Here is a 24,977-nt window from a genome sequence, read left to right as displayed (position 1 = left end):
CCCGTTCGTCGGGTTCCCGCATCACGCCTCCTGTCGAGCGCAGTAGGCGTGATGCGGAGCACCTGGGATTCCGTCGACGGTCAGCTGGCCGCGAGCAGTCCCTGCATCTCGGTGATCTCGGTCTGCTGCGAGTCGATGATCTGCTGCGCGAGCTTCTTGGCGTCGGGGTTGTCGCCCTGCTGGAGTTCCAGCTTGGACATGTCGATCGCGCCCTGGTGGTGCTTGATCATCATGTCCAGGAACATCCTGTCGAAGTCAGCGTTCTTGGCCTGCTCCAACATGTCCATCTCGGCGTCGCTCATGCCGGCCATGTCCGAGCCGTGATCCATGCCCGGCATTCCCGTGGTGTGCACCTCGGCGCCCCAGGTGTTCAGCCACTCGGTCATGGTCTTGATCTCGGGATCCTGAGCCTTCTCGATGCGTGACGCGAGGTCGAGCACCTTGGTGTTGGACGTCCGGCCCTCGGCGAGCTTGGCCATCTCGATCGCGCCCTGGTGATGGGGGATCATGCCCTGTGCGAACGCGATGTCGGCGTCGTTGTGCTGACCCGACGGCGTGGCGGCAGCACTGGTGGGGCTTGTGGAACTGGCGGTTCCGGTCATGCTGCCCATGTCGTGGCCGCCGGAGCCGGAGTCGCCGCACCCGGCGAGCACGAGTCCGGTGGTCAGGACGGTAAGCGCCGTCCTGACCAGGTTCTTCCTGGTCATGATGTCCTCTGCGGTGGTGAAGTCCAGTCGGATGTGCGGCGTCGCGTCAACGTCCTCGGAGGACGTCACGCGCCGCCTGTCACAGCCGCAGGACGCAGAGTTCGGCCAGCCGCGCTGGTGCGCCGCCCGGTCTCGGAGGAGGGGATCGCGGTCGTACCGCTCGCATCGACAGCGAACTGAGGCGCTCAGTGACGGTCCTGCCCCGCAGGGCTGCCATGGCGAGCGTCAAGCCGAGCGCGGCGCACAGGATCGCCAGGCACAAGTGCAACATGTCGTGCTGCCCGGTCGGCGCCGGAGTGTGCTCTTCGGACGCATGGGGGCAACAGTCGACCACCGACGCGGCTGCCGAAGCAGTCGTCGCGTGGACGGCTGGCTCCTGCGTGCCGAGGTGGTGCATGCCGACCACGGCGAACGCGACAGCCCACACCAGAGCCCATTGCGAGGTCCGGGTGCGGAAGCGGCGGAGCACGATCCCAGGATACACAAATGTCCTATGACGGATAGTTGACAGGGCGCTCGGCCGGGTTCAGCCCGCCGCTTCTACGCCACCGAGGGACTCGGCGTCTCCGTGGTCTCCGTCGCCCGCGAAGCCCGCGTGGGCAAAGCCGCCCTTTCCGTGCCCGATGGTGCCGCTGCCACGCATGCCCGAGTCGCTGAACCGGCCACCTACCTGACCGTCGCCGCGACCCTGCGCGCCTCGCCCACCGCTGGCGCGTCGAGGAGTTCGGCCTGGTGCGCCGCCGTAACGGCCACAACCTCCTCACCGTCGGCCTCTCCGACAACAACCGGTCGAACGCCGCGTTCACGGTGGCGGCGTTCTGCTCCGCCCGGGCGGGGTCACCCTGATCGAACCGCAGCGGTACGGCGAGCACCCGCACGCCTACCCTGGCGGAGTCCCAGACCTCCCCGGCGATCGAGGCGGCCTGCCGGATGGCACTGTTGAGCGGCAGGAAGCACACGGCGACGACGTCGTACAACCGCGCCATGCGGCTCCCCGTGTCAGCCGACATGTTGGTGGGCGCGTCGACCAGCACGAAGTCGTGATCGCTGCGCCGAATGGCGTCGCGGAGCCGCTCGACTTCACCCAGACCGCCCTGCTCCGGCGCGAAGCCCCGCACAGGCGAAGAGGAGTCCGCAGGGGCCACCCCGTCGAGACGTCCGACACCATCGGGCATGCGGCAGCGGCGGACCACCAGCGCCGGGAACAGCTCCTCGTCGTAGGTGCTGTGCGCCGAGGTGGGGACTCCGAGCCGCCGCGGCCTGACCACCTCGTCGAGGAACTCCCGCATGGGCACATCCGCGACGTGGAACGGGCTCAGGTAGTCGTGCACGCGAGGAACCTCGGTGCCCCAGTCTGCGACCGCCACCCGATTACCGGCGGCGGCCAACAGCCACGCGAGGTTGGCCACCACGCCGGTGCGCCCGATGCCGTTGGTGGGCGAGGTGAACGCAACGATCAAGGGTGGGCTGGACGCGGTGCGCTCGCTGGGCGGCTGCTCGGTCATCATGGCCCCCGCGCTCAGATCCGGCTCTGGAAGGAGGCGTATTGGTCCGTGGGCGTCCCGTTCTCCAGCAGGATGCGCTGCAACGACGTCCACAGTGCCGTGCGCGGCAGCCGTCCGAGCTGCTGGAGGTCGACCTCGGTCAGATCGACCAGGTCCGACTCCAACTCGGCTTCCCCACCGTCCGCGGTGTCGACCACCCGTCCTCCTCCTCGCGGAGGCGGCTCTCGACGTGGCAAGAGTCAGATACGTCAAATTATTCCGGCTGCCCACAGGACCTGTGGACAGGTATGCGGTCTCGTGGAGTTCAGGCCGTCCCGATCGGCTCCAGGATGAACTCGCGGACGGTGCGGCGGGGGCTGGCGGGGACCGGTGAGCCGAAGCCGATGCGCAGGACGGTCTGGGGTTCGAGGGTGCCGCCGAGGGCTCGGCGGAGTTCGTCGCGGACGGGGCGGACTTCGATGGCCTGGGACAGGAAGGAGGCGGACAGGCCGAGGGTGGTGGCGGTGAGCAGGACGCGTTGCAGGGCTTGGCCTGCTTGCAGTTCGGCGAGGGGTCCGTTGTAGAACGAGCAGAGGACCACGACGAGAGGGTCGGATTCGTAGTCCTCGCCCGGTGGGCGTTCGGCGGCGTGGAAGTCTCGCATGGCCCATTCGTCCTGGGGTGCGGGTCGCGCACCGGCGGACGTGGGTGGGATGCCGTCACCGGTTCGCGGACCGGTCCAGCCGGTCGGCGACCCGATGGAGGTCGCGCTCCACGTGCTGGCCGCACGGGTCGGCGCAGACACCGCGACCCCGGCGGCGACCCGCTTCCCGTTCGACCCGCGCCGACGCCGCTCGTCAGTGGTCGACGGTGACGGCGTGCACGTGACCGGCACACCCGACACCGTGCTCCCGCTGTGCACACTGGCACCGGGAGCGCACGAGGCGATCGACGCACTCGGCGCGCAAGGGCTTCGCGTGCTCGCGGTGGCCTGGCGACCCGGCACGGCCACCGGCTGGGAGGACGCCGAACAGGGCCTGGCCCTGCTCGGCCTGGTCGCGTTGCAGGATCCGCCGCGCGACGACGTCACCGATTCGATCGCCCTGTGCCGCAAGGCCGGCATCAAGCTCGCCATGATCACCGGCGACCACCCGGCCACCGCCCGCGCCATCGCCGCCCAGGTGGGACTGCTCGGCCCCGACCGGCTGGTGGTCGAGGACAAGGACCTGCCCGCCGACGACGCGGCGTTGGGTGAGCTGCTGGACCACGACGTCGTCGTCGTCGCCCGTGTCACGCCCGAGGACAAGCTTCGCATCGCCCAGGCGTTGCAGCACCGCGGTCACGTCGTGGCGATGACCGGTGACGGGGTCAACGACGGGCCGGCGCTGCGGGCGGCCGACATCGGCGTGGCCATGGGCGCCTCCGGCACCGACGTGGCCCGCGAAGCCGCCGACCTCGTCCTGCTCGACGACCACTTCGGCACCATCGTCGACGCGGTCGAGCTGGGCCGGGCGACGTTCGCCAACATCCGCCGGTTCCTGACCTACCACCTGACCGACAACGTCGCCGAGCTGACGCCGTTCGTGTTCTGGGCGCTCTCGGGCGGCTCGTACCCACTCGCGTTGAGCGTGCTCCAGGTGCTGGCGCTCGACATCGGCACCGACCTGCTGCCCGCGCTGGCGCTGGGCGCGGAGAAGCTGAACCCGCGCACCATGACCGGGCCCGCGCGGACCGGGTCGCTGATCGACCGCTCGGTGCTGGTCCGCGCGTTCGGCGTGCTGGGACCGGCCGAAGCGTTGGCCGCGATGGCGGCGTTCACGCTCGTGCTGCTCGCGGGCGACTGGAACCTCGGCGACCCGGTGCTGCTGGCCACCGCCTCGGGCACCGCGTTCACCGCGATCGTGCTGGGGCAACTGGCCAACGCCTTCGCCTGCCGCAGCGCCACCACACCGGTGAAAACCCTGCTGGGCAACCGGATCCTGATCGGCGCGGTGCTCTTCGAACTCGCCGTGCTGGCCGTGTTCCTGTTCGTGCCGCCGTTGTCCGACCCTGCTGGGCGGCAGCGCGCCGACCCCGCTGGGATGGGCGCTCGCGGCGATGACCATCCCGGTCGTCCTGCTGGTGGACGCCGGGCACAAGTGGATGAGGAGGCGGTTCGCATGAGCAAGCCCGTGGTCGTCGGCGTCGACGGTTCGGAGCCCGCGTTCGACGCGGTGCGGTGGGCGGCGCAGGAGGCGCGGACCCGCGGCCTGCCGCTGCGGCTGGTGCACGCCGAACTGCCCTTGCCCGGCGACGTGCCCGACCTCGACGGGCGCACCCGCAAGGCGCTGCACGAGCAGGCGTGGCAGTGGCTGCACGAGGCCGCGGACGTCGCCCGTGACATCGATCCCGACCTGCGGCTGGACGTGCACGTGGAGGTCGCCGTTGCTGGTGGCCGAGTCGGTCGACGCGGAACTGGTCGTGCTGGCCTCGCGCGGACTGGGCGGGTTCACCTCGATGCTGCTGGGCTCCACGGCCATCGCCGTCACCAGCCGCGGCGCCTGCCCGGTGGTCGTCGTCCGCGGGGACCGGCGATCCGGCCCGGTCGTGTGCGGGGTGGAGGGCGACAGCCCGGCCGTGTTGACCCAGGCGTTCGACCAGGCGTCGGCCCGCGACGTGCCGCTGATCCTGGTGCACACCTGGCACGCGCCACCCGAGCCGCTGACCGACGTGGTCGGGATCGACCTGGCCGAGTACGACGCCGAGCAAGGCGGGAACCTCGCCGCGCTGGCCGCGCCGTGGCGGGAGAAGTACCCCGACGTCCCGCTGGAACTGGTCGTCGCCCGCGGCAACCCGGCACGAGCGCTGATCGACCGCGCCCGGGACGCCGCGCTGCTGGTCGTCGGCTGCCGGGGACGCGGCGCGCTCACCGGCCTGCTGCTGGGCTCCACCAGCCACGCCCTGCTCCACCACGCCCCGTGCCCGGTGCTGGTGGTGCGCGCCACCGCGCAGGACCTGTGATGCGCGTCCTGGCGGCCTACGCGACGGCCGAGGGGGCGACCACAGGGGTGATGAATGCGGACCCTCGGTCCGGTCATCCACCAGTCGCTGGCAGACGACCGGCCGAGGGCCGCATTTGCGCTCGGGTCAAATGCACGTCATCAGCCCGGCTCGACGCCGATAAGACGGAAACGTGCACTATGAGCCGTCACGCACGTTCGTCATCCTGCTCGTACCATACGTACTGGCAATCATTCCCGCGAATGACGTCCCAGACCTGCGAGCCGGACTGGCAGAGGATGTACCTCGGGAGCAGTTCCAACTTGTGGTGGATGATGAACGGATCCGGCTTCAGGTTGGGACTCTCCTCCGGTTCGCACCCCTCGGCCTGGACGTCGCTACCGTCCCACTCCACGGACGAGCACGCGTACGCCTCCTGGGCCGCGGTCCCGGCGGTAGTTGAGGCCGAGGCGTACGCCGGCGCACCCAGGGCCAGCACCATCGCGGCACCACAACAGGCGATCTTTCCAGTTGGTCGACGCATCATGATCCTCGCTTCCCTTCGCTCGTACAGGATTCGCCGCCCTGCGGACGGCACAGGAAGGGTCGACCGCCCGATGGCGTCCATGCCGATCACAACCGCTATTCACCATCCGGTCTGCTGAAACCCGACGAACGTGGCAAGGCAACGCCGCCACGACTACACGCCGTAATTATTCAACGACTCACGCTGATCTCTATTCCGATGTCCATGGACCCTCAGAGCGGACACTGGACACTTCAGAACCTCGTGTCTTGTCCACGGCCTCCCACCGCCGCCGGGCCGCGTCCGATAGGACGGCACCGCCCGTCCGGATCCCGCCGCAACGCCCATGGCGTACGACGCGGGGGAGAAGGTCCTACTTGCCGAGGGGAACCTTCTTGCACGCATCGGGATCGATATTTTCGCTCCCCACGATCGGCCCGATGACCGTGACCTCCCCGTTGACGCACAGGTTGATGTTGATCGCGTTGATGTTGACGGCGTTGGCGATGCTGATGCCGTCGTTGTCGGTGTCCGCTGTCACCCGCGGGCGCGGGTCGGTGGCGCGGTGCCGCTGCGGAGGTTCGGGCAGGGTGGCGTTGACGCAGGCGGGGTTGACCGGTTCGTCGCTGGTCTTGACGTCGACCTTGAAGGTGGGCGTCCCCGCGACCTCCGCGCCGGTGCAGACCTCGACCCGCAGCGTCGTGAGCACATCGCGCTGAGAGGTCGCGAACAACAGCGCCATCGGCGGGAGACCGGCCGCGGCAGGCGCGGCGACCTCCCGGTGCGGCGTGGCCGCGGGACCGGCGCCGTCCGCGGCGGCGCCGGAGACCGTCATCATGACGGCGGCGGCGAGAACGGGAACGATCCTGTACGTGCGCATACGACCCACTCCTTCTACGACGGTGCCCTCCGGCGGAACCTCACCGTGTCGTCGGGACGCCCCGGCATCCGGGAGTGCCCGGCGGATGCCCTCGCACCGCCCGCCCATGCCAGGTTGCGGCGGTGTCCGCCCGATGCGGTGACACGCGCGCCAAACCGGTCACCGACCCGTCCGACCAGTGCGAGCTGGTGCGGTGATCGCGCCCGCCCTCGTCGGCGCGGGCTGCTCACCCACGTCGTCCGACCGGGTGGAAGTTCCCCGAGGGGCGTCATCGGAGAGGGTGGCGTGGTCCGGTCGGGCGTTTGCGCCATCCAGATCGCACTCGCCGCCGGTGGGGTGGCGCTGGTGGCCGGCTTCCACGGCCGCGGGGTCAGCGCGTCAACGCAAGTGGTGACGGTGGTCCGGCTCCAGTCCAGTGGGAGTGGCGTCGGGAGCCGAACCAATGCCGACCGTGCGTGACGCGGCCGGCACCATCAACGTATAACGCTCGTCGCGCGGGCCTCACCGCAATCGTCGGGGTGACGACTGTGAACCCGATCGCGGGCAACGGTCAGTCGAGGTCGTCGGTGTCGAAGGTGTTGCAGCGCGCGGGATCACCGGTCTGCAGGCCGGTGGTGTACCACTTCTGCCGCTGAGCCGAGGAGCCGTGGCTGAACTTGGTGGTGTCGACCTTCCCACCACCGAGGCGCTCACGATAGGGGGAACACGACAACGCCCGATGCGGAAGTCACGTGTTCGGCGGCGCGTTCGGGTCGGGTGTCGATAGGGTGCCGGCCGGGTCCCGTCAGCCGAGGGATCCGGCAAAGCGGGGGCGTCGCGCCGAACGGGGGTTGTCGTGGCTGATCACCAGCAGCGACTGCAGGACATGATGAAGTCGTTCCAGGAACAGGCGGCGAAGGCCGGTCAGCTCCAGGAGGCGATGAAGGAGCTGCGCGGGGTCGGCCGCAGCCGGGACGGCGCGGTGGTCGTGACGGCGGCGCCGTCCGGAGCCGTGCTGGGCCTGCAGCTGTCGCCGGCCGCGATGGGACGCTCGCACGTGGCGCTGCAGCAGGAGATCCTGGACGCGATCCGGACGGCCACCCAGGACGCGGCGCGCCAACTCGACGCGGCGGTCGCCCCGATCCTCGGTGACCGGTTGGAGCAGTTCAAGCAGGGCATGGCGGCCTCCGGCGTCGAGCCGATCATGCCGTCCGCTCCGCCACCGCCGGACTTCGCGCCGCCCGCGCCGCCGCGCACCGGCCCACCGTCGGGGCCTGCCGGCGGGCCGCCGTTCGCCCCGCCGCCCGGCCAACCACAGCGGAACCGGCCGGCCGCGCCGGTCGAAGACGACGAACCACCGAGCACGTACCTGCGTTGAGGGGGAGCAGCAGATGACGTTCAGCATCGTCCCGGAGGCGTTGACCGCCTTCGCGGCCGGCAGCGAGAGCCTCGCCGGCAAGTTCGGGCAGCTCGCCGACCTGCTGGAGCAGGCGCGCGTCGACGACCAGTGCTTCGGCCCCATCGGGGACGCCGTGGGGCTGAGCAGCGGCTACTTCTCCAGCCTGGACGAGTGCCGGCAGCTGGCCACCGACGCCAAGGGCTTCCTGGAGCAGACCGGTGAGCAGCTTCGTGGCAGCTTCGAGGTCTACCGAGGTGTGGACGACGGCATCTCGCAGGCGTTGACGCAGATCGGTGACGGCCTGGGCGGTGGGCGGTGAACGCCGGACCGGGCACGGTCGCCGACCTCAACGGCGGCGAGCAGAAGAACTGGTTCGAGCAGGCCGCCGGGCGCGGCAGCTCGGGCGTCGGGGCGCTGCAGGACCTCGCCGACGCGACCAGCCCGCCGCAGATGGCCGCCGCCACGATCTCCGGGCGCATGGAGCTGTTGCAGACCATGGCCAGTCCCGGCCAGGCGCTGCTGGACAACGGCTTGGGCTTCCTGGTCTCCATCGTGCTCAGCCCGTTGATCGAGCTCGCCGAGTGGGCGGTCGGCGACCCGGAGCAGATGCGTGCCACCGGTAACGGCTGGGAGCAGGTCGCGTCCTGGCTCGACGAGGTCGCCGAGGCCGAGAAGACGCGCGCGGAGGCCACCACCGGGGTCTGGGAAGGAGCGGCCGGCGACGCGTTCCGCCGCCAGGTCACCGAGTTCGGCGACGGCGTGTCGGCCCTGGCCGAGGACGTGCGGGGGCTCAAGCAGACCCTGGACATGATCGCCGACCTGTTCGACATGTTCGTCGAGTTCGTGATCCAGATCCTCACCGAGCTGATCATCGGCCTGATCGTGCAGTGGCTGGCCGCGCTGGCCGCGTCCTGGATCACCGCAGGCGGTTCGGTCGCCGCCGCCGGGGCGACCACCACGGTGCAGGTCGGCAGCACCGGTGTGCGGATCACCATGCGCGTCTCGAAGCTCCAGATGGAGCTGTTCAAGATCGTCAAGCGGTTGGAGGCCCTGCTCACTCGGCTGCGCGGTCCGCTGCGCCAGGTCATCCAGCGCATGAACGGCCTGCGCGGCGGCAACGCGGCCCAGCAGTTCGCGGGCCGCAACCTCGGCTCGAACCCGCTGGTCAACATCGTCACCCGCGCCGACGACGTCTCCCTGGCCTCCACCACGGGCAACCGGTTCATGCAGGGCGTCACCGGTGAGGGCGCGCTGGCCGGCAACATCGCCCAGACCGTGCTCACCGGCATGCTCGGCGGTCAGACCAGGGTCGGTGGCGCGGTCGTCAGCGCCGGCGTGGACGCCGCCGTGGACGGCGCCGTCAAGTTCGGCACCCAGGAGGCCTACGACCAGGCGCGCGACGCACCGTCCGAAGAGGAACGCCGCGAGACCCAGGACCGCGGGTTCACCTGGTGAAGCTCGACGGGGTCCTGGCGATCAGGGAGCACTGGGCCGCACCGGACGAGCCCGTGCTGCTGTGCGCGGGCGCCGCCGGCGCGTCCACGAGGTTCGACGTGTCGGGTCTGGACTGGTCCGGCAACCCCGCGGCCGGGTTCGCGGGCAAGGCGCTGCGCGGTGTGGCAGGGTTCGCCGCCGACATCGCGTCCGCGGCGGCCGACGACGACCTCGGCGCCCGGGAACTGCCCGGAGTCGTCGTCTTCGGCGCCTCTCCCGACGCCCTCGGCCCCCGTGCCGCGCTCGCGTCCCGGCAGGCCGCCGTCTCCTGGCTGGTCCTCACCCCGCGTCGACTGGCCTGGGTGGCGGCCGTGCCGGACCCGGCCGAACCCGAGCCGGAGAAGTCGCTGCTCGACCGGGTCGGCGACTTCGCCCGCGGCGCCCGGGACGCGTTCACCGGCACGAGCCCGTACCCGCCGCACGAACCCGTCCCCACCGCGGGGATCACCGCGCTCGCCGAGCTGCCCCGGCCGCACATCGCCGGTGTCTCCCTCGCCGAGCGCAAGCTGCCCCGCGGCTCCGTGCCCGGTTCCGCGACCGTGCTGCGGCTGTCCCTGACCGACGGCTCCGGTGTGGACGTCCTGGCCAAGGGACGTCCCGAAGCCGCACAACGGCTGCTCGCCCTCGTCAACGCCTAGGACAAGACGTGCCCAAGAACCGGACGAAGATCGGTGAGATCGCCCAGCGGCACTGGGCCGCCCCCGGCGAGCAGGTCGTGTGGCTGGCCAACCCGCAGGGGCACGTCGGCAGCACTGTCGGCACCACTCGCATCGCGCCCCACCGCACCGCCGCGCCCGCCTTGTCCACGCCTGCTCCGGCGTGGCCGCTGCCCACCGCCGCCGTGGGCCAGGGCCGCTTCCACCTCGACGAGTGGGCCCACGACCCGGCCGTCTGGGGTTGGGCCCACGCCCGACGCCTGGACCAGCTCGCGGTCCGCTTCGCCGACCTGTTCACCGCCGGTCGCGACGAGTGCTGGTTGCTCATCACCAACCGGCGCGTCGCCCTGATCGTCGAGGGTGAGGTCGCCATCCCCGAGGAACCGGTCTCCGGCGGGCTGCTGGGCCGCGTGCGCTCACTGGGCCAGTCCCGCGACGTGCCGCCCCTGGTCACCTGGTGGGAGGGCCCGATTTCCACCGTCCGCGCCTTCACCCCCGCGCCGTTGGGCCGACACGTCACCCCGGAGTGGTTCCTGCGCATGGAGTTCGGCGACGGCTCGACGTTCGACCTGCGCGACGACCACGCCGAGCAGACCGTGCGCACAGTGCACGCCAACCTGTGACCAGGGTTTCCGGAGCACCCCGGTGAGCCGCTCGTCGGCACAAGTGCCCGGTACCTTTGTCGCATGGTGAGGTGCGTCGAGGCATCGAGCGGTTCGTGATGGTGGTCGTCGCCGGCGTGCTCGCGTTGGTCCTGGTGGCGGGCTGCGGCTGGGCGATCGGGGTGGGCGGTGTCGGAGATCGGATCGCGCGGTTGACCCCGGTGGCGAAGTTGGTCGCGTTCGGGGTTGTCCTGGTGCTGGTGGCGGCTGCCGCGTGGACGCTCGGCTCGGTCGTCGGGCCGATCGGCGGGCAGTCCGCGGTGGTGGTTCCGGAGCCGGGTCACGATGGCGACAGCGGGCACGGTGGATGATGCTCATGGCCGCGTGAAGCGGCCCGCTGGTGCGTCGGTGTGGTGTTCCGGATCCCCGATGCCGGCGTGGTCGATGTCGGCTTGCGGATTTCAGGCGGTCCCGGCGAGGCCATGCGCCTGGACCACCCGTTCGTGACCGATCCGACCGACTGGACCGACGGGTGGCGGCGAGCACTGCGCCGGTGAAGTCGGGTGAACGCGGCAGACTCTCCTGCTGGCGTAGGCAATCGGCACAGGACACGAGAAGATCGTCCTTCGCGAAGCGGAGAAAGTCCCCGCCCGCCGGCTCACCCCGAGCAGCGGGATGGCCCAGCCGATCGCGATCAGCACGAGCGGCGCGGGGACCACGAACCACAGCGGGAGTTGCTGCCACGCTCCGCACTTGGGCGGCGTGCCCAACGCCGCCCGCCGGTCGCCGCGCCGCCCACCCAACCCAGGCGTGGACGGCGCGAAGTCCTCGACCACACCCTGTTCGGCCAGACCGTCGAGTGGGCAACGCGGTGGCCGGAACGGGTCATTTCGCCTTGGACTCATCGATGACCACACCGTGCCACGAGCTCTAGTCCCACTTGCGAGACACGAGTCTGCGATGTCAGACGTGCGGGGCGCTGCGGAAAGCACCGGCAGGACGGACAGCGACCTGCGGGTCACCTCCACAGCACGGACACGATCGCCCGGACATGCTTCCGACACCGTGACAGCCTCGCTCTACCAGCGACGATGACCTTCCGAGCGGCACAGGATCAACTACGCCGACATCGGCAGGCCGCGCCGACCAAGGTGGTCTTGGTCGCACACCCACCGGGTCGGTGGGTGTCGGATGATCGACTGACACCCACCGACCGCGGGCACCGCTAGCGTCGGTCGTGAAGGGGGTATCGACTAGCGCAAGTCAAAAATAAGAACCTCTTCTGCAGTGCCGACTCGTGCCAGTGGAAAGCATTGTCCATCCGATCCCGCCCGCCGTTCGGTCGGCATTCATTCCGACGAGGACTTGCCAGAGGTCATTGGGAAGGAAATTCGAAACAGGGGGAGTGTGTGATTCTGCAGTCGAAACAGAACTCGATCAGCCTCTCGGTTCGTCCACACGAACGACTACGGCATGCGATCACGCATTACCGTGCCTATGGTCCGGAGTTCACTCATGCCGATGAGATGGTGGACAGGAAAGGCGTCACCGCAACGTTGTCCTTCCGCTTCGGATCGCCGAACGGGTCCGGACCCGAGGGGAGTTGTCGGCATCTGGTCTTCAAGGCATCACTCTCGGAATTTGTCGCCGAGGACGCGGATGTCGATTGCGGCCACTGCGCGGGAGTGGACGTCTTCATCCATCCCTGGGCGGCACACACACTCTTGGGAAGTGCCGGCCGGGATGCCGCGCTCAGCGCTCGGAAGATCCACTTGCAGGACAGGGGCCTGCAAGCACTGCTGCGCACGCTATCCGGCGCCGCGGACTGGTCGACGCGCTTCGCCGTGCTCGACGCGGCACTGCTCCGCCGCTGGGACAGCGGGACACCAACGTCACCGCCTGTCCGGCGGGCGTGGAGAGCGATGACGCTGACCCATGGAACATCACTGATTCCCCAGGTGGCGACTGCAGCGGGTTGGAGCCACCGCCAACTGTCGCGCCGGTTCTCCGAGGAGCTCGGCGTACCACCCAAGATGGCCGCCCGTGTGCTGCGCCTGCACCGCGCTCTACGGTCCCTCTCCGCGGGACTACCCGGTTCCCGGGTCGCCGTGGAGTGCCACTTCTACGACCAAGCTCACCTGAGCCGTGAGTGCCGCGCGTTGACCGGCATGTCCCCACGACAAATCACCGCCGGGTGGAGGTCGATGGCGATTTCGTCCAAGACCGGCGATGCGGTGCGCAGGCAGGATCACCTTGTCGGTTCGTCCGGCAGAACACCTCGAAAAGCACTCGGCAAGCAGACGGAGGACATCATGGAGAACGTGACCGCAGTCTACGAAGCCCCGACCCTGGTCGAGGTCGGCGACTTCGACGAGCTGACCCAGCTCACCAGCAGGGGCTACTGGATCGACAGCCCGTGGGGCGCGTACTGGTTCTGATCCCGCGTTCTGACCGACTGCGGAACTGAAGGTGTGGAGCGGCCGGCACCATGGTGCCGGCCGCCACTCCGCCATTCCGCTCTTCGTGAGACGGACACGTCATGGAATTCCTTGTAATGCCAGATAATTCGCGTTCCGCCACCCTGGTGCCCGGTGTCGCTGCCGCACCAACGGGCACCAGGACGATCGCGCATTTTTCCGGACGGCCGTGGATCGTCGGCGAATGGCACGACAAAGACATGGTGGCGGCGATCAGTGGTGCCAAGCGTCTGGTCCTCCTCGGCAGCGCGCTCGTGACCCCCGCGGTGTTGGAGGAGCGCCTGCGGGCGGTGCGGTCGATTCGCGACCTCGACACACTCGCCGGAGGACTGGCGGGCAGCTTCCACCTGATCGCGTCCATCGATGGCCGAGTCCGGGTGCAGGGCACGCTGTCGACCGCCCGCCAGGTCTACTTCGCGTCGATCACCGGGTTGACCATCGCGTCCAACCGGCCGGAGTCCCTGGTCGACCGCACACGGGCAAGGGTCGACGAGGAGCAACTCGCGCTGGAACTGCTCTCGCCGTTCGGACCGCCGTGGCCGCTGAGCGAGCGCACCGTGTGGCACGGTGTCCAAGTCCCCCGTACGGGCGAATGCCTGGAAGTCGACGGTGACGGTGTCGGCCGCACGAGACGGTGGTGGACACCACCGGAGCCCGACCTCCCCCTCGGATCGGGAGCAACGGTCCGCGACGCGCTCGTCGACGCTGTCGCCGCGAGGACGAGCGGCGAGGACGTCATCAGCGCGGACCTCTCAGGAGGGCTGGACTCGACCACACTGTGCTTCCTCGCGTCCAGGGGTGACGCCGACCTGGTCACCGTCCACTACGAAGCGCTGGGCAGGTCCGTCGACGACAGGACGTGGGCCACCCGAGCGGAATCCGACCTGCGCGCCGCCCGTCACCTCGTGGTACCTGCCGGATCGGCGCCGGACTGGTACGCGCCGTTGAGCGACGGGCTGCACGACCGTGAAGGCCCGCTGATGTTCGCCAGGGCGCGGGCGACCAACGAGCACCTGGCCGCCTTGGTCGCGACGCACGGATCTCGAAGGCACGTCCAAGGCGTCGGCGGGGACGAACTCTTCCACGCCGGGACGATGGCCCTGCACGCCTTGGCACGACAAAGCCCCCTTGCCGCCTTGGCGCATGTCCGAGCCATGCGCTCCCGACGCCGCTGGTCGTTGACCGCCACGGCGAAGGTGCTCGGTTTCCGCAAGTCATATTCGCGCTGGCTGGCCTCGTGCGCCGACGACCTGGTCGAGAACCCCTCGCAGTTCGGCGCACCTGCGTGGGAGGCGGCGCCGAAACTCCCACCTTGGGTCACCTCGGACGCCGCGGTCACGGTGCGACGCGTCCTGCGAGAGGCCGCGGCCGCCGACCCCGAACCGTTGGCGTCGATCCCGGCGCAGCACGAGATGATCAGGATCACCGCGGTGAACGGCCGGGCGATCCGGCGCAACTCCCGAATCGCCTCGGCGGCCGGCGTGACCTTCGAGGCCCCCTACACCGACGACCGGGTGCTGGACGCCGTGCTGGCGATCCGGTTCGAGGACCGGGTCGACCGGCGCCGGTTCAAACCCGTGCTCGGCACGGCGATGCGCGATGCCGTCCCCGCCGACATCCTCGACCGCAAGACCAAGGGTGACGCCAGTGCGGAGATGTACGCGGGGCTGCGCAACCGCAGGACCGAACTGCTGGAACTGGTCGAGGACTCCAGACTCGCGCGGATGGGCTTGGTCGACCCCCGGATACTCCGCCGAGTCATCCGCGACTCCCACGCCGATGCCCGCCCGCTCATGCCCTTGGACCCCACTCTCGCCTGCGAACTCTGGCTCAGGAGTCTGACCCCCGAGAACCTGCCCGCCCCGTCCCTGGAAGAGGTGTGATGACCTTCGCCCTGATCCCGGACATCACAGTCACCCCAACCCCTCACGGCTTGGTCCTGCTGAACGAGCGAAACGGCCGCTACTGGGTGGTGAACGGCACCGGAGCGGTAGTCCTCCAACACCTGCTGGACGGACGCGCACAGGATGCGGCGGTGGAAGACCTCCGGACCCGGTTCCCCGACGCGGCGGACGAGATCGCCGCGGACGTCGACAACCTCCTGCGCGCCCTGCGCGAAGCCGAGGTGATCGCGCGATGAGCAGCCTGCACATGACGCTCGAGAGGTCCGGGTCCGTTCCCTGGCGACGCCGCCCCGCCGCGCTTGTGGCGGTGGCCGCGGCCAGACTGCTGGCCAGGATGCCGCCGCGGCGACTGAGACGTGTCCTCGGGCTCGCCTATCGGGGTGCGCGCCCGGCGAGCGGTGAGCAGGCGCTCGGAGCCCGTGACGCCGTCGTGGCGGTCAGCATCGCCTGTGCGGGCCCGCGCTGCCTGCAGCGATCGATCGCCACGGCGCTGCTGTGCCGCATGAGCGGGGTCTGGCCGCAGTGGTGCACAGGGGTCGTCACCGAACCCTTCGCCGCGCACGCGTGGGTCGCGGTGGACGGTGTGCCGATCGGGGAGGACACCGAGGCCGTGATGAACTTCAGCGTCGTCATGTCGGTGCCGTGAAGGGCGTCCGACCGCGTTCCGCGAATGGAGCCGGCACCTCCGTCGAACCTCGTACGTGGACGGGAGCCGGGCTCGTCACGCAGGTGCTGGTGCTGACGTCGCGCTCGGTCCGGGTCTACCTGGGCGACCCTCGTCTCGTGGTGCTCGGCGTGCTCCAGCCGTTGCTCGTGTTCCTGGTCTTCAGCCAACTCTTCGGGGGGATGCTCCAGAGTTCCGCGCGGTTCCCGCCGGGGGTTTCCTACCTCGACTACCTGCTTCCGGCGATCATGATGACCACCGGTATCGGGTCCGCCCTGCAATCGGGAGTGGGCTTGGTGGAAGACCTGGCCAACGGAATCGTGGTGCGCCTGAGGTCGATGCCGGTCCGTCCCGTCGCAGTCCTCCTCGCACGGAGCGCGGGCGACCTCATGAACCTCACAGGACAACTCTTCCTGCTGCTCGCCCTGGCCTTGGTGATCTCCGCCGGCGTGCCCGCCGGAGGTCTCGCGGGTCTCCTCGGTGCGTTCCTGATGACGATGGCCATCGGATGGTCGCTGGGCTGGGTCTTCCTCGCCATCGCGACGTGGCTGCGCAATGCCTCGGCGATGCAGTCGATCGGCATGATGGCCATGTTTCCCCTGATGTTCGCATCCAGCGCTTACGTGCCGCTCGCCGGACTCCCGGACTGGTTGCGCCTCGTGGCCCTGGTGAACCCGCTGACCCATGGCGTCGACGCCATTCGCGGCCTCGTCCTCGGCACCTCCGTGGGCCACTCGGTCTGGTTTGCTCTGGCCGCCGGCGCCTGTGTGTGCCTGGTGAGCGTCCGGATCGCCGTACGCGGATTCACCCGTGCGCGGTGAGGGGAGTGTCCGTGCATCACGCCGGCTCCACGCTTCAGGTCGGCCGGCTCCATTCCGACTCGGCGATCCGCACCGGACCGCGGACGACCCCGGCTTCTCCGCCGAGATCGAGCCCGGCGCACGACCCGAGTCGACCTGCTCCTGACGATGCCAGGCGCGGACCGATCGCCCAACCGGTGCCGTGGCCTGCGGCATCACGGTGAAAGTATTAGTGGGGCGCAATCGGCAGGCATATCCAAGCACCGTTGCCCACGTACGAATCAGCGAAAGCTCGCCCCGGATGCTCGCCACGATCTTGACGACGCCGAAGGTGTGACCGGAGTGAGCGGTGAGAATGGTGGGTACCGATCGGATTCGCGAGGCCATGACATTGTCCGTGCCAGGGCGCGGCATACGGCTGACGACCGATCCCGGACGGCCGCAGTGGATCTGTCGCTCTCGCAGCGGCATCCGCAGGCGACGGACGATGTCGCAGCCGCCCCTTCGGTATGCCGCAGGATGAAGAACCATGGACTTGCATGCTTGACCAGGTGTTTTCCGATCGGACAAGTCCGATCAGCCGGTTATTCCATGATCATAATGCACAAATCGTTGACACATTTCGTCAAGGCGAGAGTTAGATAACCGGTGCGTAACCCGACACCGCGACAGCAGTCGGGTGCCCCTGTCAGGTCGGAAGCCCTCGCTCAGGAGCCGGTGCAGGAGGATCCGCGCGGTGACGACGTCGTCGATGTCTGCCATGTCGTTCGAGCGGGCCTATGTCGAGTCGACTTGGCGGTTGGCCTGTCTCATACGCGCCTTGGTGGTGGCGGTGGTCAGCGTCCTGGGCGCGAGCGCGGCTCCGGCGGACGCCCGGCCGTTCGCCTTCGCTCTCGCAGGTGTCGGGCTCGGCCTCGCCGTGGTCGACTGCCTGTCGGCGAGTGTCGATCGGGTGTACTGGCCGGGCTGCGCGACCGTGCTCTTCGCGGTGGTGGTGTCCGCGTTGCAACCCGCCCTCGCGTCGAGTCCCACCGCGTTCCACCCGAACGAATGGTCCTTCGCCGTCGTCTCCATCACCGCGATCACCCTGCAATGGCAGTGGCCGGCACCCGCTGCGGCCGCGGCTTGTGCCGTGCTCATTGCCGCCGACGCACTGGCGCAACGCCCGGACGCGCCGTCGGTGGTCCTCGCGGTCCGGGTCGCCGCAGAATCGGGCGCGGCGTGGTTCTGCACGTGGATAGCGTTGCGCAACGCCCGCAGGCTCGACCGCATGCGCGACGAGAAGCAGCAGCTGGAACAGCAGATCGCGTTCGACACCGCGCGCCGCAAGCAAGAAAGGGAGTACCTGGCCCTGTTGCACGACACCGCGGCGGCCACCCTGCTCGTCGCGGCGAGCGTGCACCCTCGGCCCGGTTCGGCGGAACTGAGCCGCTACGCGCGGCGCGACCTGGAAATCCTGGGCCACCGCGTGGGCACGCCCGCAACCACTGAAATGGTGGACCTCGCCGCGCTGGTCGACGCGGTCGGGAGGGAAAGCTCACTGATCGTCCAGACGGTGGGCACCTGCCAGGCGCTGCTGCCGCTGGACCCGGCGCTCGCTCTGGTGCGCGCACTGCGCGAAGCGCTGTCCAACGTGGAGCGACACGCGGGCGTGCGGCACGTTCGGCTGCTGGTGACGGCAGCGGGTCGTGGCGTCCTGCTCGAACTCAGCGACGCCGGGCTCGGGTTCGACCCCGAGAGTGTGCCCGCGACACGTCACGGCATATCCGCGTCCATAGTAGGCAGAATGGCGGCCTGCGGCGGATGCGCCGAGGTGCGTTCCGAACCTGGTCGTGGTACGACCGTCCGACTGGTGTGGCCCGATGCGTGACAGCACGGCGCCGCCGCCGACGACACAAGTCGAGCAGTACGCCGGAAGTTTGCGCGTCGTGCTGTTCGTTGTCGCGGTCTTCGTGCAGTTCGCGCTCAGCTTCCGTTCCCTGGTGACGTGGTTCCCCCACTACCGACCGACATGGGTCGCAGTGGCAGCTTTCGTCATCGTCGCGGTGGTCACGCTCGGCAGCGGGTGGTGGGTGCTGCGCTCCCGGCTGCTGCCACCGGCCTTCATCGTCTCGGGAACGATCGCGTTGTTCGCCGCGTCCGCCCTCGGAACCCTCGCGGTGCCGCCCGACCGGTTCTTCGAAGACGCGCACTGGAGCTTCGGTTTGGTCGGCTGGCCGCTGCTGCTCCTGCTCGCCACGCGCAAGTTGACGGCGACGGCGACGGCGCTCGGCGCGAACGCCGCGATCAACCTGGTGAACTACGCGCTGATCGCTCCGCTCACGGCGGCGGCGTTCGCAGCCGCGGGCACCGCCGTGTTCAGCGTGCTCGGGTTCCAGCTCGCTGTTGCCGTCGCCATCCGCTTCTCCCACACGCGTGCCACCGTGGGCGCGGAGCTGGCGGCGCAGCGGGCGAGCCTGGTCACGGGCAAGTTGATCGCCGCGGACGTCGAACGCCAGAACCGATCGCGATGGGCCGACCAGCTGGGCGGCGCGCTGCCGCTCCTGGTGGGCCTCGCCGACCAGACCCTGGATGTCGAGACGGAGCAGGGCAGGCAGCGCTGCGCGCTCGGCGCGGCCCGACTGGGGAGGCTGCTCGCGGAGAACGACAGCGTCCCGGACTCGCTGGGCCACGAGTTGGCAGCGTGCGTCGACGTCGCCCAGCGAAGCGGCCTCGTGGTGGAGCTGCGGGTCAGCGGGTCCGCGCAAGCCGTGCCCGTGGAGGTCCGGCGTGGCCTGACCGAACCGGTGATGACAGCGCTGGCCATGGCCGTGGACAACGCTCACGTGACACTGCTCCGGACGGAGCACGTGACGAGGGTGGCCGTTGTCGCCGATACCAACCGGGCGCACCTGAAGATCCCGCACGCGGATGGAATCGACATCACCAGTTCGACCAAGGACGGAACCCTGTGGATGGAGGCGATGTGGACACGGCAACTGGCCGACTGACGAACGGGCGGGCGACGGCAGTCGTCATCGACGACCACCCGGCCGTGCGCGCGGGCGTCCAGTTGTGGCTCACCACGGCCACTCCACCTGTCGAGGTGCTCGGCTCGTCGGCCGATGTCCGCGAGGCGTGGGTCGGCCCGGGGGCGCACGCGGACGTGGTGATCCTCGACCTCCAGCTTGACGGACCCATCAACCTCCGCGAGGTCCGCAGACTGGCCCGGGCGGACAGGCGGGTCATCGTCTACACCATGCACGCCAGCAACGAGTTGGCGCTGCACTCGCTGGAACTGGGCGCACTCTGCTACCTCACGAAGGCGGAAGGCGAGAAGCACCTGGTGCAAGCGGTGCTCGCCGCCGCCCAGGGGCAGGGCTACACACCACCGGCCATGGCGGGCGCGCTGGCCGGTGACCGAAGACCCACCCGCCCTGCCCTGTCCGCCCGCGAGTACGAGGTTCTGGTTTCCTGGTTCCAGTCGGACTCGAAGGAACGGGTGGCGAAGAGGCTGGGCATCTCGCTGGGCACGGTCAACTCGTACTTGGAGCGCGTCCGGATGAAGTACGCGAACGTCGGTCGCGAGGCATTGACCAAGGCCGCCCTCGTCGCCCGCGCCATCCAAGACGAAATCGTGGACGTCGACCAGCTCTGAGCACGTGACGCCTGCAGGTCCGCGGTCGAGGTCGGGATGAGGTTCCCCCGGTGACCCGAGGCGGTCGTTACGTCCTGTCGAGTGGCAGTCGGACCAGGAATGCCGCGCCACCGGCCTGTGGGATCGGTGTGAATGCTGTAGGAGCCGCGTCGGGACTCGAACGCTGTGCTTGCCGGCAATGTCGTCCACACAGGTCAGGCGACGTGGTGGTGATACGCGTCGAGGCTGCCGGCGTCAGCGAGGACGGTGTCGAACAGGGCGGGGACTTGCCGTCGCGCTCGCGGATCAGAAACCGCGCGTGTCGGTCCTCGGTCTCGAGGTCCATGACGAGATTTCCGGCGGCTCGGGCGACCCGAGGATGTGGTGGCGCCGAGGACGCGGATCAGGCGGCCGGACAGCCGGTCGTCATGCCGCGTCAGCCGCATTTGGGAGCACCTCCACCCCTCGCGCTGCGCACGGCTCCGACCTGCATGGATGGAGTTGTCGGCAGGCACACCGCTAGCTTCGGGCATTGGCGGTGCGGCGGAGGCGTTCGAGGCCGTCGAGGAGCAGGTCGAGGGTGAACTCGAACTCGACCTGGCTGTCGCACCATCCGAGCGTGGGATCGGCGCTGTCGTGCATTTCGGTCGACATCATGGCCGCGAGGTGCGGCATCCGCCGGGCAAGCTCGACGAATTCCGCCTCCGGGATGCCGCCGGCCGCTTCCGGGCTGAAGATCTCCTGCACGAACCCGAGCGGCATGCTGCCGAACGCGTGCAGCGCGCGGTGCGCGAGCCGGTAGGAGAACCCGGCGCCGACCATGGTGCCCAGGATGCCTTCGTAGTAGGTGAACACGCTCGGTGGAGCCGTCCGGCGCGTGCCCAGCAGCCCGGGCATCCACGGATGGCGCAGCATGACCTGGCGTGCCGCGAGGAACTGCCGCCGGATCCGCGCGCGCCAGTCGTCGTCACCGTTCGTCGGGAGGTGGGCGGTCGCGGCGTCGACCTCGGCGAGCACCGTCTCGACGACGCCGTCGAGCAGGGCTTCCTTGGCAGGCAGGTGGTAGTAGAGCGACATCGCCTCGACCTCCAGGTCGGCCGCGAGGCGGCGCATCGTCAGCGCCTGGATCCCGTCGGAGTCCGCCAGGGCGACGGCCGTCGCCAACACGCGCTCGCGGCTGAGCGGCGTCCGGGATGCCTTGTCTGCCACGTGTCTCCTCGCTCTTGACCGGTACCTTACAGTGTAAGACACCTTACGGTGTAAGGCCGCCTCGACTCTCGGAGGAGCCACGATGCACCCGCTTATCCGCACCGCCCGCACGACAGGCCTGCTCTACCTCGGCCTGGCTGTCGCCGGCGGCCTCGGTTTCCTGCTCATCCGGTCGCAACTCTTCGCAGCCGGCGATCCACCCGCGACGCTCGCCAACCTGGTCCAGCAGGAGACGCTCGCCCGCGCCGGCATCGCGGTCGAACTGCTCGTGGTCGTCACGCAGGCGCTTGCCGCCGGGTGGTTCTACCGGCTGTTCCGCACCGCGGACCCGTTCGCCGCCGCCGGCATCGCAGCATTCGGCCTCGTCAACGCGGTCGTAGTCCTCACCAGCGCGGCGATGCTCGCCACCGCGCTCGATGTCGCGCTGGAGCCGATGGGCGACGCTGCCGCCACCGTCCAACTGCTCTACCTGGTCAGCGCAAACCTGTGGGGCGTCGGGGCGTTGTTCTTCGGCTTGTGGCTGATCCCGATGGGCTGGTGCGTGCTCCGCTCCGGGTGGATGCCACGCGCACTCGGCTGGGTGCTCATCGCCGGCGGCGTCGCCTACCTGCTCGGCGCGTTCGTGCGCTACCTCGTCCCCGGCGCGGAGGGCGTCGTCGACGCGTTCGCCCTGCCCGCGACCGTGGGCGAGGTCTGGATGGTCGGCTACCTGCTCGTGCGCGGCGTGGGCGCCCGCGCCCACGAAGAGACACCGTCGGCCACACCGGCTGCGGCCTGACGAGAACGGGATGCCGGAACCGGTGCGGTGCCACCGCACCGACTCCGGCTCACCCTCCAGTCGGCAGTGCGGCACCGGCACTGTGCCGCCCGAAAGTCATCGCTGCTGATCGAGCGGCATGTCTGTACTCGTTGATGAGTCCCAGAGGATGCAGGTGCGGAGCAGTCCGCGAGCGTCGAGATCGTTCCGATGGAGACGCTCGCCGTCGGCATCGAGCCGGGAATGACGGTGCGCGACGTTCGCCTGTCCTACCTGTTTCGCCGACCAGGGCGCGAATCCTGTTGCAGCGACTGGCCCTCGGCCGGGCGCGGACTTCTCCGCCGAGGTGGCGGCCGTGCTCTGCGGCGACCACCAGTACAGCGCGGACCGCCGCGGTGGCGACGATCGACCCCGACGCGCGTTCACCGCACCACCGGTACCGGAGTGGCTGGACGCCGAGGCCTCGAACCTCGTCGCGGCGATGGCGCACGCGGCCGAACACGGTCCGCTCCCTCACGTGCGGCCGTTGGCCGACGCGCTGCGGGAGTGCTTCCGGTTTCACGGGCATGGTCCGGGCCAGCCCTCGGCGGCTTCTGCCGGGTTGAATGCGACCACCGGCGCCCATTGTTCACAAGTGTGATCGGCAACCGCCGGTTCTGTTCACAAGTATGATTGGAAGCATTGTCGCGCGGTCGGCGGATGATCAGTTCGGGTGCCATTGACCTGGGCGTTCGATCGTATTCGACACTTGCCCGGCGCCAGTCGCCGAAACCGTTATTGACCGGCCACTTCCGGACCCTCTAGCATTCGGCCGGAAAGTGATTTCCCACAACGACGTGAGGAAGCGCCTTGGATGCTTGGCATTGGCCAGCACGTGCCGGCGAATTCCTCGGCGGCGGATCTCGTCCAGCGTGAATAGTCGCCACCGCCAGTTCCGGTGTCCGGGTAAGCCAGAAGCGGAGTAGTCGATGAATGTTCAACCTCCCTCCACGCGGGCCGTACGGCCGCACCGCGCGCGATGGCGTGCGGGCGCGGCAGCGGCGGCGGGCGTCACGGCGTTGGCCGCCACGCTCGTCGCCTGGCCGGTCACGACCGCGTCGGCGGCGATCGGCGCGGGCACGTACACGCTGAAGAACGTGGGTAGCGGGCACTGCCTCGACGTGCCCAGCGCGACCGCGGGCGTGCAGCTCCAGCAGGCGGCGTGCGGCACCGCGAGCAGCCAGCAGTGGAAGCTCACGGCGGTCAGCGGGGGGTACCGGATCAGCTCGGTCGCCACGGGTCTGTGCGCCGGCGTGCAGGACGCGTCGACGTCGGCGGGCAAGGCGGTCCAGCAGGTCGCGTGCGGCGGCGCCGGCCAGACCTGGACGTTGACCGCGAGTGGCAGCAACTACCGCGTGGTCGACACCAACAGCACGAAGTGCATGAACATCAAGGACGGCTCGACCACCGCCGGCGCCGGGGTGCAGATCAACTCCTGCGACAGCGTGGCCACCAAGCAGTGGACGTTCACCCCTGTGAGCGGCGGGCCGACCTCGACGTCGACCTCCACGTCCACCACGACGTCCACGTCGACGTCCACCAGCACGACGACGTCCACCACGACCTCGACCACGACCACGACGAACCCGCCGCCCACGGGCGCCGCGACCGGCTACGCGACCCAGAACGGTGGGACCACCGGCGGTCAGGGCGGTGCGAGGGTCCGGGCCACCACGGGAACGCAGATCCACGCGGCCCTGTGCAGTCGGGCCAGCGCCAGCACCCCCATCATCATCGAGGTCGAGGGCACCATCAACCACGGCAACACCACTCAGGTGTCGGGCGGCAGCTGCTCGACCGCCTCAGGCGTGATCGAGCTCAAGCAGATCAGCAACGTCACGATCATCGGCGTCGGCAGCGGAGCGGTCTTCGACCAGCTGGGCATCCACATCCGCGATTCCCGCAACATCATCATCCGGAACGTGACGATCCGGAACGTCAAGAAGTCGGGTTCTCCCACGTCCAACGGCGGTGACGCCATCGGCATGGAGAGCAACGTCCGCAACGTCTGGGTCGACCACACCACCCTGCTCGCGTCGGGCGGTGAGGCGGAGGGCTTCGACGGCCTCTTCGACATGAAGAACAACACCCAGTACGTGACCCTGTCCTACAGCACCCTGCGCAACTCCGGCCGCGGCGGACTGGTCGGGTCCAGCGAGAGCGACCTCTCGAACGGGTTCGTCACCTTCCACCACAACCTCTACGAGAACATCGACTCCCGGGCACCCCTGCTGCGCGGCGGCGTGGGCCACATGTACAACAACTACTACGTGAGCCTCAACGAGTCCGGCATCAACTCCAGGGCCGGGGCCAAGGCCAAGGTCGACAACAACTACTTCAAGAACTCCCGAGACGTCCTCGGCACCTTCTACACCGACATGGCCGGCTACTGGCAGGTCAGCGGGAACATCTTCGACAACGTCACCTGGTCCACGCCCGACAGCGAGCACAAGCCCGCCGGGCCGGACGTCAAGTCCACCACCACGGTCAGCATCCCCTACAACTTCACGCTCGACCAGGCCGCCTGCGTGCCGACCATCGTCGGACAGACGGCAGGCGCCAACACGGGCATGAAGGAGTCGAACGGCAGCTGCTAGCAGCAGGGCTTCGCACGGCGGCTACCGAGCCACACCGGCCCGGTAGCCGCCGTTTCGACGTGACGGCCCGAGCACAGCACCGGCGCCGGACCCGGCCGCTTTCGCCGCGATGCCACCGGGCGTCGGCTGGCCGCACGCGGCTCACCGGCCCGAGGGAGTCGCAAGCCTGTGGGGTGCCAGAACGATCCCGCCCTGTCGGCCGAGGGGC

At 69.4% G+C, this 24,977-nt stretch carries 25 protein-coding genes and 2 pseudogenes; 18 read left to right on the top strand and 9 right to left on the bottom strand.

Annotated elements, in window-relative coordinates; genetic code table 11:
- Positions 1–80: 80 nt before the first annotated feature.
- The 5 genes from ACQPYE_RS27185 to ACQPYE_RS27165 form a co-directional block, all read right to left on the bottom strand.
- Entirely contained in the window at positions 81–776 is a 696-nt protein-coding gene (locus ACQPYE_RS27185) for a DUF305 domain-containing protein (RefSeq protein ID WP_498715371.1), read from the bottom strand.
- 10 nt (positions 777–786) lie between these two features.
- Positions 787–1,176 carry a DUF6153 family protein gene (locus ACQPYE_RS27180; protein WP_498715370.1) on the bottom strand — a complete coding sequence of 130 codons (390 nt, stop codon included), beginning with the start codon at positions 1,174–1,176 and terminating at the stop codon, positions 787–789.
- Between the two features lie 22 nt (positions 1,177–1,198).
- Complete coding sequence (locus ACQPYE_RS27175; RefSeq protein WP_498715368.1) at positions 1,199–2,215, bottom strand: hypothetical protein; 1,017 nt, start codon at positions 2,213–2,215, stop codon at positions 1,199–1,201.
- 11 nt (positions 2,216–2,226) lie between these two features.
- Positions 2,227–2,409, bottom strand: coding sequence for an FxSxx-COOH-like cyclophane-containing RiPP peptide (locus ACQPYE_RS27170; RefSeq protein ID WP_498715366.1), 183 nt, complete (start codon positions 2,407–2,409; stop codon positions 2,227–2,229).
- 107 nt (positions 2,410–2,516) lie between these two features.
- A complete protein-coding gene (locus ACQPYE_RS27165) occupies positions 2,517–2,855 on the bottom strand; it encodes a hypothetical protein (protein WP_498715363.1) in 339 nt (112 codons plus the stop codon).
- Here ACQPYE_RS27165 and ACQPYE_RS27160 point away from each other — a divergent pair.
- Positions 2,854–4,539, top strand: a pseudogene (locus ACQPYE_RS27160) (HAD-IC family P-type ATPase); the annotation flags it as partial. The gene ACQPYE_RS27165 and the pseudogene ACQPYE_RS27160 overlap by 2 nt on opposite strands.
- Positions 4,540–4,567: 28 nt before the next feature.
- Complete coding sequence (locus tag ACQPYE_RS27155) at positions 4,568–5,191, top strand: universal stress protein (protein WP_498715360.1); 624 nt, start codon at positions 4,568–4,570, stop codon at positions 5,189–5,191.
- Between the two features lie 187 nt (positions 5,192–5,378).
- Here ACQPYE_RS27155 and ACQPYE_RS27150 read toward each other — a convergent pair whose 3' ends face one another.
- The 3 genes and pseudogenes from ACQPYE_RS27150 to ACQPYE_RS27140 all read right to left on the bottom strand — a co-directional run.
- Positions 5,379–5,807, bottom strand: a complete 429-nt coding sequence (locus ACQPYE_RS27150) for a hypothetical protein (RefSeq protein ID WP_498715358.1) — start codon at positions 5,805–5,807, stop codon at positions 5,379–5,381.
- Between the two features lie 262 nt (positions 5,808–6,069).
- Positions 6,070–6,585 carry a hypothetical protein gene (locus tag ACQPYE_RS27145; protein ID WP_498715357.1) on the bottom strand — a complete coding sequence of 172 codons (516 nt, stop codon included), beginning with the start codon at positions 6,583–6,585 and terminating at the stop codon, positions 6,070–6,072.
- Between the two features lie 541 nt (positions 6,586–7,126).
- A pseudogene (locus tag ACQPYE_RS27140) lies at positions 7,127–7,270 on the bottom strand (neutral zinc metallopeptidase); the annotation flags it as partial.
- A 141-nt stretch (positions 7,271–7,411) separates the two neighbouring features.
- Here ACQPYE_RS27140 and ACQPYE_RS27135 point away from each other — a divergent pair.
- From ACQPYE_RS27135 to ACQPYE_RS27070, 14 genes are all read left to right on the top strand, one after another.
- Positions 7,412–7,933, top strand: coding sequence for a YbaB/EbfC family nucleoid-associated protein (locus ACQPYE_RS27135; RefSeq protein WP_498715354.1), 522 nt, complete (start codon positions 7,412–7,414; stop codon positions 7,931–7,933).
- Positions 7,934–7,946: 13 nt separating this feature from the next.
- Positions 7,947–8,273 (top strand): hypothetical protein, encoded by a 327-nt coding sequence (locus ACQPYE_RS27130; protein WP_498715352.1) that lies wholly within the window; start codon positions 7,947–7,949, stop codon positions 8,271–8,273.
- Positions 8,270–9,409, top strand: coding sequence for a WXG100 family type VII secretion target (locus ACQPYE_RS27125; protein WP_498715350.1), 1,140 nt, complete (start codon positions 8,270–8,272; stop codon positions 9,407–9,409). Before ACQPYE_RS27130 ends, ACQPYE_RS27125 begins: the two co-directional genes overlap by 4 nt.
- Positions 9,406–10,086 (top strand): hypothetical protein, encoded by a 681-nt coding sequence (locus tag ACQPYE_RS27120; RefSeq protein WP_498715349.1) that lies wholly within the window; start codon positions 9,406–9,408, stop codon positions 10,084–10,086. Before ACQPYE_RS27125 ends, ACQPYE_RS27120 begins: the two co-directional genes overlap by 4 nt.
- Before the next feature lie 8 nt (positions 10,087–10,094).
- Complete coding sequence (locus ACQPYE_RS27115) at positions 10,095–10,727, top strand: hypothetical protein (protein WP_498715348.1); 633 nt, start codon at positions 10,095–10,097, stop codon at positions 10,725–10,727.
- 71 nt (positions 10,728–10,798) lie between these two features.
- Positions 10,799–11,077 carry a hypothetical protein gene (locus tag ACQPYE_RS27110; RefSeq protein ID WP_498715347.1) on the top strand — a complete coding sequence of 93 codons (279 nt, stop codon included), beginning with the start codon at positions 10,799–10,801 and terminating at the stop codon, positions 11,075–11,077.
- Between the two features lie 1,038 nt (positions 11,078–12,115).
- Positions 12,116–13,144, top strand: coding sequence for a helix-turn-helix domain-containing protein (locus ACQPYE_RS27105; protein ID WP_498715345.1), 1,029 nt, complete (start codon positions 12,116–12,118; stop codon positions 13,142–13,144).
- A gap of 101 nt (positions 13,145–13,245) precedes the next feature.
- Entirely contained in the window at positions 13,246–15,066 is a 1,821-nt protein-coding gene (locus tag ACQPYE_RS27100; protein ID WP_498715344.1) for an asparagine synthase-related protein, read from the top strand.
- Positions 15,066–15,323 carry a lasso peptide biosynthesis PqqD family chaperone gene (locus tag ACQPYE_RS27095; protein ID WP_498715343.1) on the top strand — a complete coding sequence of 86 codons (258 nt, stop codon included), beginning with the start codon at positions 15,066–15,068 and terminating at the stop codon, positions 15,321–15,323. The genes ACQPYE_RS27100 and ACQPYE_RS27095 overlap by 1 nt, the downstream gene beginning before the upstream one ends.
- Complete coding sequence (locus ACQPYE_RS27090; RefSeq protein ID WP_498715341.1) at positions 15,320–15,733, top strand: lasso peptide biosynthesis B2 protein; 414 nt, start codon at positions 15,320–15,322, stop codon at positions 15,731–15,733. Before ACQPYE_RS27095 ends, ACQPYE_RS27090 begins: the two co-directional genes overlap by 4 nt.
- 83 nt (positions 15,734–15,816) lie before the next feature.
- Positions 15,817–16,572, top strand: coding sequence for an ABC transporter permease (locus ACQPYE_RS27085; RefSeq protein ID WP_498715339.1), 756 nt, complete (start codon positions 15,817–15,819; stop codon positions 16,570–16,572).
- A gap of 715 nt (positions 16,573–17,287) precedes the next feature.
- A complete protein-coding gene (locus ACQPYE_RS27080; RefSeq protein WP_498715338.1) occupies positions 17,288–18,421 on the top strand; it encodes a sensor histidine kinase in 1,134 nt (377 codons plus the stop codon).
- Positions 18,414–19,541, top strand: a complete 1,128-nt coding sequence (locus ACQPYE_RS27075; protein WP_498715337.1) for a hypothetical protein — start codon at positions 18,414–18,416, stop codon at positions 19,539–19,541. The genes ACQPYE_RS27080 and ACQPYE_RS27075 overlap by 8 nt, the downstream gene beginning before the upstream one ends.
- On the top strand, positions 19,517–20,188 hold the full coding sequence (locus ACQPYE_RS27070) for a response regulator transcription factor (RefSeq protein WP_498715336.1): 672 nt from the start codon (positions 19,517–19,519) through the stop codon (positions 20,186–20,188). The genes ACQPYE_RS27075 and ACQPYE_RS27070 overlap by 25 nt, the downstream gene beginning before the upstream one ends.
- 498 nt (positions 20,189–20,686) lie before the next feature.
- On the opposite strand, the gene ACQPYE_RS27065 is transcribed toward ACQPYE_RS27070, so the two are convergent.
- Complete coding sequence (locus ACQPYE_RS27065; RefSeq protein ID WP_498715335.1) at positions 20,687–21,376, bottom strand: TetR/AcrR family transcriptional regulator C-terminal domain-containing protein; 690 nt, start codon at positions 21,374–21,376, stop codon at positions 20,687–20,689.
- A gap of 82 nt (positions 21,377–21,458) precedes the next feature.
- On the opposite strand from ACQPYE_RS27065, the gene ACQPYE_RS27060 reads away from it, so the two are divergent.
- Together ACQPYE_RS27060 and ACQPYE_RS27055 are read left to right on the top strand one after the other, a co-directional pair.
- A complete protein-coding gene (locus tag ACQPYE_RS27060) occupies positions 21,459–22,154 on the top strand; it encodes a DUF4386 domain-containing protein (protein ID WP_498715334.1) in 696 nt (231 codons plus the stop codon).
- 947 nt (positions 22,155–23,101) lie between these two features.
- A complete protein-coding gene (locus ACQPYE_RS27055; RefSeq protein WP_498715333.1) occupies positions 23,102–24,769 on the top strand; it encodes a pectate lyase family protein in 1,668 nt (555 codons plus the stop codon).
- Positions 24,770–24,977 lie beyond the last annotated feature (208 nt).

It is taken from the genome of Actinosynnema sp. CA-299493 (assembly GCF_050946825.1).
Lineage (GTDB): Bacteria > Actinomycetota > Actinomycetes > Mycobacteriales > Pseudonocardiaceae > Actinosynnema.
This window is presented reverse-complemented; position numbering and strand designations above follow the sequence as displayed.

Coding starts and splice junctions, on each gene's coding strand:
- ACQPYE_RS27175 (WP_498715368.1), bottom strand. CDS start 2,215: ATGATGACCGAGCAGCCGCCCAGCGAGCGCACCGCGTCCAGCCCACCC.
- ACQPYE_RS27165 (WP_498715363.1), bottom strand. CDS start 2,855: ATGCGAGACTTCCACGCCGCCGAACGCCCACCGGGCGAGGACTACGAA.
- ACQPYE_RS27130 (WP_498715352.1), top strand. CDS start 7,947: ATGACGTTCAGCATCGTCCCGGAGGCGTTGACCGCCTTCGCGGCCGGC.
- ACQPYE_RS27100 (WP_498715344.1), top strand. CDS start 13,246: ATGGAATTCCTTGTAATGCCAGATAATTCGCGTTCCGCCACCCTGGTG.
- ACQPYE_RS27095 (WP_498715343.1), top strand. CDS start 15,066: ATGACCTTCGCCCTGATCCCGGACATCACAGTCACCCCAACCCCTCAC.
- ACQPYE_RS27090 (WP_498715341.1), top strand. CDS start 15,320: ATGAGCAGCCTGCACATGACGCTCGAGAGGTCCGGGTCCGTTCCCTGG.
- ACQPYE_RS27075 (WP_498715337.1), top strand. CDS start 18,414: ATGCGTGACAGCACGGCGCCGCCGCCGACGACACAAGTCGAGCAGTAC.
- ACQPYE_RS27060 (WP_498715334.1), top strand. CDS start 21,459: ATGCACCCGCTTATCCGCACCGCCCGCACGACAGGCCTGCTCTACCTC.
- ACQPYE_RS27055 (WP_498715333.1), top strand. CDS start 23,102: ATGAATGTTCAACCTCCCTCCACGCGGGCCGTACGGCCGCACCGCGCG.